At 66.4% G+C, this 9616-nt stretch carries 11 protein-coding genes; 5 read left to right on the top strand and 6 right to left on the bottom strand.

Annotation, left to right across the window (positions count from 1 at the left end):
• On the bottom strand, positions 1–847 hold an 847-nt coding region (locus AB4Y84_RS05920), incomplete at its 3' end, for an aldehyde dehydrogenase family protein (protein ID WP_442249866.1).
• A gap of 195 nt (positions 848–1042) precedes the next feature.
• On the opposite strand from AB4Y84_RS05920, the gene AB4Y84_RS05915 reads away from it, so the two are divergent.
• Both AB4Y84_RS05915 and AB4Y84_RS05910 read left to right on the top strand, forming a co-directional pair.
• Complete coding sequence (locus tag AB4Y84_RS05915) at positions 1043–1609, top strand: DUF1415 domain-containing protein (RefSeq protein ID WP_025877318.1); 567 nt, start codon at positions 1043–1045, stop codon at positions 1607–1609.
• A complete protein-coding gene (locus tag AB4Y84_RS05910; RefSeq protein ID WP_428703889.1) occupies positions 1606–2406 on the top strand; it encodes an SDR family oxidoreductase in 801 nt (266 codons plus the stop codon). Before AB4Y84_RS05915 ends, AB4Y84_RS05910 begins: the two co-directional genes overlap by 4 nt.
• A 74-nt stretch (positions 2407–2480) precedes the next feature.
• Here the strand turns inward: AB4Y84_RS05910 and AB4Y84_RS05905 are convergent, their stop codons facing one another.
• A complete protein-coding gene (locus tag AB4Y84_RS05905) occupies positions 2481–4511 on the bottom strand; it encodes a M3 family metallopeptidase (protein WP_442249865.1) in 2031 nt (676 codons plus the stop codon).
• 170 nt (positions 4512–4681) lie between these two features.
• On the opposite strand from AB4Y84_RS05905, the gene AB4Y84_RS05900 reads away from it, so the two are divergent.
• On the top strand, positions 4682–5086 hold the full coding sequence (locus AB4Y84_RS05900) for a hypothetical protein (RefSeq protein ID WP_363731507.1): 405 nt from the start codon (positions 4682–4684) through the stop codon (positions 5084–5086).
• Positions 5087–5147: 61 nt separating this feature from the next.
• Here the strand turns inward: AB4Y84_RS05900 and AB4Y84_RS05895 are convergent, their stop codons facing one another.
• A complete protein-coding gene (locus tag AB4Y84_RS05895) occupies positions 5148–6260 on the bottom strand; it encodes a PLP-dependent cysteine synthase family protein (RefSeq protein WP_025877326.1) in 1113 nt (370 codons plus the stop codon).
• Positions 6261–6386: 126 nt separating this feature from the next.
• Here AB4Y84_RS05895 and gloA point away from each other — a divergent pair, with 126 nt between their 5' ends.
• Positions 6387–6905 carry a lactoylglutathione lyase gene (gloA, locus tag AB4Y84_RS05890; RefSeq protein ID WP_180165550.1) on the top strand — a complete coding sequence of 173 codons (519 nt, stop codon included), beginning with the start codon at positions 6387–6389 and terminating at the stop codon, positions 6903–6905.
• A gap of 125 nt (positions 6906–7030) precedes the next feature.
• Positions 7031–7459 carry a VOC family protein gene (locus tag AB4Y84_RS05885; protein WP_312786922.1) on the top strand — a complete coding sequence of 143 codons (429 nt, stop codon included), beginning with the start codon at positions 7031–7033 and terminating at the stop codon, positions 7457–7459.
• A 92-nt stretch (positions 7460–7551) separates the two neighbouring features.
• On the opposite strand, the gene AB4Y84_RS05880 is transcribed toward AB4Y84_RS05885, so the two are convergent.
• The 3 genes from AB4Y84_RS05880 to AB4Y84_RS05870 all read right to left on the bottom strand — a co-directional run bounded on the left by AB4Y84_RS05880 (position 7552) and on the right by AB4Y84_RS05870 (position 9426).
• Positions 7552–7983, bottom strand: coding sequence for a CBS domain-containing protein (locus AB4Y84_RS05880; protein ID WP_180165548.1), 432 nt, complete (start codon positions 7981–7983; stop codon positions 7552–7554).
• Between the two features lie 503 nt (positions 7984–8486).
• A complete protein-coding gene (locus AB4Y84_RS05875; RefSeq protein ID WP_442245039.1) occupies positions 8487–8948 on the bottom strand; it encodes a DUF2846 domain-containing protein in 462 nt (153 codons plus the stop codon).
• Positions 8949–9057: 109 nt separating this feature from the next.
• Complete coding sequence (locus AB4Y84_RS05870; RefSeq protein ID WP_442245038.1) at positions 9058–9426, bottom strand: hypothetical protein; 369 nt, start codon at positions 9424–9426, stop codon at positions 9058–9060.
• Positions 9427–9616: the final 190 nt, after the last annotated feature.

Raw genomic sequence — 9616 nt, 5'->3', positions numbered from 1 at the left:
GGTACACGCCCCAGGCGGTGTTGGCCACGGCCAGGTCGAGATCGGCATCGTCAAGGATGATCAGCGCGTTCTTGCCGCCCAGTTCCAGCGACACCTTTTTCAGGTGCTTKCCGGCGGCTTCGCCAACCTTGCGTCCGGCCGCCGTCGAGCCGGTGAACTGGATCATCGCCACATGCGGGTCGCTGGTCAGCGCGGCACCGGCGGCGCCATCGCCGGGCAACATCTGCAGCACACCCTGCGGAAGACCAGCCTGCTCGAACAGGCGTGCGATCACCACACCACCGCACACCGCCGTGCGCGGGTCGGGCTTGAGCACCACGGCGTTGCCGAGCGCGATGGCCGGCGCCACCGCGCGCATCGCCAGGTACAGCGGGAAATTGAACGGTGAGATCACCCCCACCACACCCAGCGGACGGCGCCGCGCCAGGTTCAGCCGCCCGGGCTCGGACGGCAGGATCTCACCCACGCTGCGCGAAGGCAGCGCGGCGGCCTCATGCAGCGCCTTGATGGTCACCTTGGCCTCGAAACCGGCCTTCAGGCGGGTGGAGCCACTTTCGCGGACCAGCCAGTCGACCAGCGTGTCTATGTTTTCTTCGGCCAGGCGTGCAGCCTTGCGCAGCACCTCGGCGCGCTGTTCGTACGGCGCCGCCGCCCATGCCTGTTGTGCCTGCGCCGCAGCGGCTGCAGAGCGCGCGACCTGCGCCGCGTCGGCCAGTCCGATTTCGCCAAGCGAGTGCCCGGTGGCGGGCTCGATCACCGGCTGGCGCTGTGCAGCGGCGCTCCATTGGCCATCGAAGAAGGCGCCTGACCAGAGTGCGTCCGGCAGCCATGGGGAAGATGCAGTCATGTGAAGTCCTCCTGTGTCGTGCCGCCATTGCACGCCGGGCCGGCAGTGTGGGCAATCGGCCATTGGCGTGATATCGGCAAGGGATTGAATCGATGGGAATTTCCAGCATCACCGTTGTCCAGTTCCTGCACAGTGAACGGCGCCCCTGCAGCGGCCCGCCTACAATGACCTCCCCCGCCAGCCGATGCGCCCGCCATGACCGACACCCCCCTGCCCACCGATGACCCGATCGCCGCCACCCGCCTGTGGCTGGAGCGCATCGTCATCGGCCTGAACCTGTGCCCGTTCGCCAAGGCGGTGTACGTGAAGGACCAGGTCCGCATCGTGCTGAGCGACGCGACCACACCCGAAGCCCTGGTGGAAGAACTGGCCGAAGAACTGGTGCTGCTGCGCGACACGCCGGCCGAGCAGATCGATACCACCCTGATCGTGCACCCGCAGGTGCTGACCGACTTCCTCGACTACAACGACTTCCTCGACAACGCCGATGCGGCGATCGAGGCGCTGGACCTGCAGGGCATCCTGCAGGTGGCCAGCTTCCATCCGGACTACCAGTTCGATGGCGTCGCCGCCGATGACGCCAGCAACTACACCAACCGCGCGCCCTACCCCACCCTGCACCTGCTGCGCGAAGACAGCGTGGCACGCGCAGTGGATGTCTACCCGGACCCGGACGTGATCGTCGAGCGCAACATCCAGACCTTGGACAGGATCGGTGTCGAGGGCTGGCACCGTCGCCTGCGCGGTGACGACCTGTCATGAGCACGGTGCCGCCGATTGCCACCTGGCCGACTGCGCCGCTGCACGGCAGGGTGGTGCTGGTCACCGGCGGTGCCAACGGCATCGGCCGCGGCATCGCCCAGGCGGTGCTCGGGGCCGGCGGCCGTGTGCTGATCGGCGATCTGGATGGAGAGGCGGGCCAGGCCTGCCTGGCCGAATGGCAGCGCGGCGATGATGCCGCGTTCCAGCGGCTGGACATCACCGACGAAAGCAGCGTGCGCGACTTCATCGCGATGGCCCTGCAACGCTTCGGCCGCATCGATGGCCTGGTCAACAATGCCGGCATCGCCGGGCCGCACGGCACCCTGCTGCAGGACATGGACTGGGAAGAATGGCAGCGCCGGCTGTCATCGCTGCATGGCGCGTTCCTGTGCAGCAAGCACGCATTGCCGGCGCTGTCGGCCGATGCAGGCGCGATCATCAACATCGCGTCGACGCGCGCCTGGCAGTCCGAGCCGCACAGCGAAGCCTACGCTGCGGCCAAGGGCGGGCTGGTGGCTTTCACCCATGCGCTGGCCATCAGTACGGGACCGGCGGTGCGGGTGAACAGCATCAGCCCCGGCTGGATCAGCACCGATGCCTGGCAGGCGCCGTCACGCCGGCACGTGCCGCAGTACTCGGCCACCGACCACGCCCAGCATCCGGTTGGCCGCGTCGGCGAACCCGAGGACATCGGCGCACTGGCGGTGTACCTGCTGTCCTCGTTGTCCGGCTTCAGCACCGGCCAGGACTTCATTGTCGACGGCGGCATGACCCGGAAGATGATCTACGCCGAATGAACCGCCTTCGGTAGTGCCGGCCGCTGGCCGGCATTCCGGTAGATCCACGCCATGCGTGGATGGCGATAGCGTGCTTACGCCATGCCCGAATGACGCAGCAGCGCGTCGATCTGCGGCGCACGGCCGCGGAAGGCCTTGAAGTTCTCGGCGGCCGGGCGACTGCCGCCGCGCGACAGCACCTCGTCGCGGAAACGCGCGCCGGTCGCGGCCAGCGCCTGCGGTGCTTCCTCGAACGCGGCGTAGGCATCGGCGCTCAATACTTCGGCCCACTTGTAGCTGTAGTAACCGGCGGCATAGCCACCGGCGAAGATATGGCTGAACTGGTGCGGGAAGCGATTCCAGCTCGGCGGATGGTTCACCGCCACTTCCGCACGCACCCGCTCAAGCAGTGCCAGCACGCTGTCCTGCGCCACCTCGAACTGGCTGTGCAGCAGCATGTCGAACAGACCGAATTCCAACTGGCGCACGGTGGCCATACCACTGTGGAAGTTGCGTGCGGCCAGCATGYGCTCGTACAGCGCGCGCGGCAGCGGCTCGCCGGTTTCCACATGCGCGGTCATGCCCTGCAGGTGCTCCCATTCCCAGCAGAAGTTCTCCATGAACTGGCTGGGCAGCTCCACCGCATCCCACTCCACGCCGTTGATGCCGGCCACGCCCAGTTCGCCGATGCGGGTCAGCAGCTGATGCAGGCCATGGCCCATTTCATGGAACAGCGTGGTCACTTCATTGTGGCTGAAGGTTGCCGGCTTGCCATCGGCACCACGGCCGAAGTTGCACACCAAGTACACCAGCGGCGTCTGTACGCTGCCATCGGCGCGCTCTCGGCGGTTGCGGCAGTCATCCATCCACGCGCCGCCGCGCTTGCCCTCGCGGGCGTACAGGTCCAGGTAGAACTGGCCCACCAGGTTGTCCTGCGCATCCACCAGGCGGAAGAAGCGCACGTCCTCATGCCAGACCGGCGCACTGTCTTCCTGCACCCGAAGGCCGTACAGCTGCTCGATCACCGAGAACAGGCCGCCGAGTACCTTCGGTTCGGTGAAGTACTGCTTCACTTCCTGCTCGGAGTAGCTGTAACGCGCCTGCTTCAGGCGGTCGGCGGCGAACGCCAGATCCCAGGCCTGCAGGCTGTCGATACCGAGGTGCTCGCGGGCGAACTGCTCCAGCTCGGCGCGGTCCTTGGCGGCGAACGGCTTGGCGCGCGCAGCCAGGTCACGCAGGAAGCCCAGCACTTCGGCGGGGTCGCTGGCCATCTTGGTGGCCACCGAATAGTCGGCGTAGGAATCAAAGCCCAGCAGCGCGGCCAACTCGGCACGCAGTGCAAGGATGCGATCGATGTTGCCGCCGTTGTCCAGTGCATCGTCGCCGAACTCGGAAGCGCGTTGCGCGCTGGCGCGGTACAGGATCTCGCGCAGGTCGCGGTCCTCGCCCCAGGTCTGCACCGGCAGGTAGCACGGCATCTGCAGGGTCAGCTTCCAGCCCGCCTTGCGGTCTTTTTCCGCAGCGGCGCGTGCAGCAGCCTTCACGTCGTCCGGCACGCCGGCCAGGCGCGCCAGGTCTTCGACGATCAGCGACCACGCATCGGTGGCGTCGAGCACGTTCTGCGAGAACTTCGCCGACAGCGCCGACAGCTCCTCCTTGATGGCGGAAAAACGCTGCTGCGCGTCCGCATCCAGTTCGGCACCGCCGAGGCGGAAATCACGCAGGGTGTTGTCCAGCACTTTGCGGCGCGCCTCGTCGAAACCAGCCGCTTCGGTGCTGGCCGCCAGGACCTGGTACTGGCGGTACAGCGCCAGGTTCTGGCCCAGCGCACTGGCAAAGCGGGTCACCCGCGGCAGGTTGCTGTTGTAGGCCTCACGCAGCTCCGGCGTGTTGACCACGCCCTGCAGGTGGCCCACCAGGCCCCAGGCACGCCAAAGGCGTTCGGTGGCATCGTCCAGCGGGGTGACGAAGGTCTGCCAGGTTACCGGCTGCACCTGCTCGGCAGCGCTGACCGCCGCTTCGGCCTGCGCCAGCAGCACGTCCAGCGCCGGCGCCACATGCTCGGGGCGGATCGCCTCGAAGCGCGGCAGGCCGGAAAAATCGAGCAGGGGGTTGGCAACGGTCACGGCAGGTCTCCAGGGTACGGGCCCGGCAGCGCGGGCAGCCAGATCGATATGGCGTTGGCCGGGTCGGCAGACAAGGGGCGGCGGGCCATTGTTCACGTCGGCCTTACGGCCGCCGGCTGAAGCTTGCGGCGCGGGGGAGACCGCAGCGGAACGTATCGAGGAGGCCCCACATGGAAGGTCTGGCTCCAGCTCCATCCGCAGTACGTTCACCGTCGCTGGCGCTGTCGGCCAGCCCGACTGAACTGGCCTGGATCGCCGCGCTGTGCGATGCGGGCGATGATGCGCCGCGCCACCTCCAGCAGTTGCAGGCACTGCAGCGCCAGGGCGGCAGGTTCAGCGACGAGCAGGAATGGTATCCGTTCGAAGTGATCGAGCGCGGTGCCAGCCAGGTGCGGCTGGGCCACGAGCGCGAGTTCGTCATCTGCGTGCTGCTGTGGCTGCAGGCCCTGGCCCAGGGCCGGACCAGCAGCCTGGACCCGCGCCTGCACCTGGACGACCGCGCCGTGGAGATCGAGGCCCTGCCCGACGCTCTGCGCGATGCGGTACTGGAGGCCTTCATGGCCGCAGGTTACTGAGCCTGCGTAGCGACGCGAGAAACACGGGGCGAGCATGGCTCGACCCTGCCAGAGCCCCGGCTTACAGCGCTTCCAGACTGCACCACGGCAATCCAGGCAGGCCCTGCCCGGCCACCGCCGCCGCTACCTGCGCGTCGGCAGCGTCCACATCGATTCCCTGCCGCACATACCAGGCCGGGTCGTAATAGCTGTGCGCGTAGCGATCGCCGCTGTCGCACAGGATGCTGACGATGCTGCCCTGGCGGCCGGCCTCGCGCATCCACTGCGCGGCCTGCAGCACGCCGATGAAATTGGTGCCGGTGGAGCCACCGACGCGGCGTCCCAGCTGGCGGCTGACGTGGCGCATCGCGGCCAGGCTCAAGGCGTCGGGTACCTTCACCATGGCATCGACACTGGTCGGGATGAAGCTGGACTCCACCCGCGGCCGGCCGATGCCTTCCACCCGCGAGCCGCCGTTGCAGGTCATGCCGCGCCACTCGTTGCCGCCGGCCAGGGCAGCCTGGTATCCATCGTAGAACACCGAGACTTCCGGGTCCGCGCACAGGATGCGGGTGTCATGCCGACGATAGCTGACGTAGCGCCCGAGCGTTGCTGCGGTACCGCCGGTGCCGGGGCTGCACACGATCCAGTCCGGAATCGGGCTGGGCTCCTCGGCCATCTGCTTGAAGATCGATTCAGCGATGTTGTTGTTGGCACGCCAGTCGGTGGCGCGCTCGGCATAGGTGAACTGGTCCATGAAGTGGCCGCCGGTTTCGCGGGCCAGCTTTTCCGAATCGCAGTTGAGGTCGCAGGCGCGCTCGACCAGATGGCAGCGGCCACCGTGGAACTCGATCGCCGCGATCTTCTCCGGCGAGGTCGTGGCCGGCATCACTGCGATGAATGGCAGGCCGAGCAGGCGCGCGAAGTAGGCCTCGGAAACGGCGGTGGAGCCGCTGGAGGCCTCGATCACCGGCCGCCCTTCACGCAGCCAGCCGTTGGCCAGCGCATACAGGAACAGCGAACGCGCCAGCCGGTGCTTGAGGCTGCCGGTGGGATGGCTCGATTCATCCTTCAGGTACACCTCGATGCCCTCGAACCCGGGCAGCGCCAGCGGGATCAGGTGGGTATCGGCGGAACGGTTGAAATCGGCTTCGATCTTGCGGATGGCGGCGGCCACCCATTCACGCTGCGACATGGCGGGCAATGGTCATCAGGACGGAACGGTGCGATCCGGCCATTGTACGTCGCGGTGCCGTCAGCTGCCGGCCCGTAGAATGACACCCATCCGGCCGGCAACGGCCCTGTCTGAAGGACCTCCCCCATGACCATTCCCGCCCTGCGCGATGTCCCCGGCGTCGCCGCCCAGGCCCCGGCCGAGACCACCGGCTTCGTCTTCAACCACACCATGCTGCGGGTCAAGGACGCCACCGCCTCGCTGGACTTCTACACCCGCGTGCTGGGCTACCAGCTGATCGACAAGCGCGACTTCGCCGAAGCCCAGTTCAGCCTGTACTTCCTGGCCTACGTTCCGGCCGGCGCCACGGTGCCGGAAGATGACAACACCCGCCGCCTGTGGATGGCCGGCCTGCCGGGCGTGCTGGAACTGACCCACAACCATGGCACCGAGAACCAGGACGGCGCGGTCTACCATGACGGCAACAGCGACCCGCGCGGCTTCGGCCACATCTGCGTGTCGGTGCCGGACATCGAAGCGGCCTGCCAGCGCTTCGAAGCCCTGGGCGTCACCTTCCAGAAGCGCCTGACCGACGGCCGCATGAAGAACCTCGCCTTCATCAAGGACCCGGACGGCTACTGGGTCGAGATCATCTCCAACGCCTGACCCAGAAAGGGGCACAATTCCGGTAGCGCCGGGCCATGCCCGGCGGCCTTGAGCAGGCCGCGCTGCGCGCTCACCGGGCACGGCCCGGCGCTACCGACTCCGCCCCCCTTTTTAGCGAGGTTCGTATGGAAACGATGGAACTGCACCGTGGCCGCCTGATCGACCACATCCAGCTGGTCGTGCGCGATCTGGCCGCCAGCCGCCGCTTCTATCAGGCGGTGTTCGACACGATCGGCATCCCGGTGGCCGGTGAAGGCGATGACTACTTCTGGGCCGACGAACTGTTCATTTCCAGCGCCAGCAGCGAGGCCGCCGCCGGCCAGTTGACCGGCCGCCACCACCTGGCGTTCCAGGCCCGCGATACCGCCACCGTCGATGCTTTCCACAGCGCTGCGCTGGCTGCTGGCGGCAAGGACAACGGCGCGCCCGGCGAGCGCCATTACCATCCCGGCTACTACGGCGCCTTCGTGCTCGATCCAGATGGCAACAACATCGAGGTCGTCTACCACGGCCCGGCGAACTACAGCGCCGACTCGGTCAAGGTCAGTTTCTGATTCCTGCGCTACGCGCTCGCCGGGCATGGCCCGGCGTTACCAACGAAGAAGCCGGGCAATGCCCGGCTTCGTCTCATCGCACTGCGCAGGCCTCAGTGGGCCGCCATGTAGATGTCCTGCAGCACGGCCTTTTCCAGCTCCAGTTCGCCCAGCAGGTTCTTCACGATGTCACCCAGGCTGAGGATGCCGACCAGCTGGTTGCCATCGGTGACCATCAGGTGGCGACGACGCGAGTAGGTCATCAGGGACATGGCCTGCTTCAACGTGGCGTCCGGCGCGATGCCTTCCAGGCCGGTGGACGGCAGGCTGGAAATCACCCGTCGGCCAGCCTGCGGGCCATCATCGGCCAGGCTGCGGACGATGTCCTTTTCGGAAATGATGCCGACCGGGGCATCATCCTTCATCACTACCAGTGCAGCGATCCTGTTCGCGCTCATCTTGTGCGCGGCGGCACCGATCGTGTCTTCCGTGTCGATGGTGATGACAGCTTCTTTCTTGGATTGCAGGAGCTCGCGGACGTTCATTCTTGTTTCCTGGTGCAGGTCACTCAAGTCAAAAAAGTGTGCTCTGCCGATTCGCCCCCTCCCCGGGAACAGACCCTTCAGCGCACGTCTGGCGCACTTTGCCGGATCTGGCATTTCGCCAGCAGGCGGGCTAGGTGCTGCAACGCGAACGAGGCGGATTCAACGGCTCAACCCGGATCTCGGTCAACTTGATTCTACGACTGCGTCCATCGGTCACTAGCGGCATCGATGGGACAGTACGTCGTAGGAACCTTCGACACTTCCGAGAATCGCACCCGGCCTGAAACCGGCGCTGAATGCAGTGGGTGCCCCGCCCTCAAGTTCGCACGGGGATGGCCGACGCCGGTTCAACCGCCCGACCCTGCAAAGTCAGGCGGTCAGACCCGGCCCGTCGCGGGAGGTACCGATGCCAGAACCCGTAGCGCGCCGACAACACCGGTGCGTAGCATGCGCTGCGGCATGTACGGATGCGCCGGTTCACCACCGGCGCATCCTGCCCGATGCTATCGGGAGCATTGCCCCTTCTGGGCCAGCTTCAACTGCGCCACCTGGCGCCGCCCCTCCGCCTCTGGAACGACAGTGAGTTTGGCGCCACCAACGAACACCCCCATCTTGATGGTCTGCTCGATGAAGTAGTTCTTTCCCGCCTCGACAAGCAGCTTGATGTCATTGGGCGAGAACTCCGATTCCGTCGAGATCGCATGTTCCTGGTTGCCGGACAACAGGGTGTAGAAGAACACCTTGTTCGCGGTCTCACCCAGGCATTCGCCATCGATCCAGAGATCCTTCTTCAGTGCCTGGCCGACAAAACTGTTGCGATAGATATAGACACCTGCCTTGCCTTCCTCCGGCACCGGGAAGGTCTTGGCCAGCTCCATCTGACCCTTGTCCGCTGCCGGGACACTCGCACACGCAGACAACATCGCAACTGCCGTTGCCAGTGCAACCACCTGCCACTTCTTCATCTACCGCCCCCCTGATATGCGCGTCGATGCGCGCGGATTGAATCTTCCATGGACCGTCCCGGGAGAGGCGCATGCGGCCTCGCACGGACGTGTCATCGCATAGCGGTCTTCACCACTGCGGGTGATAGGCATCCCTGTACTCGGATTCAGCCATGCCTGAATTGACGAAGCGCCGCATGTCCGCCCCCGCTACGCATTGCGCGTATTCCAGTGCCGCCTCGATGCTGGCGAACGACGCCCCCTGTGCCTCGTCCGGATCGGGCGCAACGCTGGGAAAGCTGTAGATGTCCAGATACTGCGGAGTACCCACGTCGGCGACCTCGTGCAGGGTTACTACCCACCCCCCTTCCCGTTCGCGATCGATGACCAGGAAGCGGATGACCCGCCAGTCGGCATCGCGGCGAGCCGGCAGCAACTGCTCGACACTGCGACCATTGCGCAGGTTGGCCACCACATCGAACGCGTCAAGGTGGCGCATGCATCCTCCGTGATGCGGCAGGCCCAGTGGCCGCATCGTGCCACACGGAAACGAAAAAGGGTGGCCGCGATGGGCCACCCTTGCATGCATCACCCGCCAGCCATGTCCGGCCTTACTCCACCGTCACGCTCTTGGCCAGGTTGCGCGGCTTGTCCACGTCGGTGCCGCGTGCCAGCGCGGTGTGGTACGC

It is taken from the genome of Stenotrophomonas sp. 2YAF22 (assembly GCF_052114665.1).
In the GTDB taxonomy this organism is placed as follows: Bacteria; Pseudomonadota; Gammaproteobacteria; order Xanthomonadales; family Xanthomonadaceae; genus Stenotrophomonas; species Stenotrophomonas indicatrix.
This window is presented reverse-complemented; position numbering and strand designations above follow the sequence as displayed.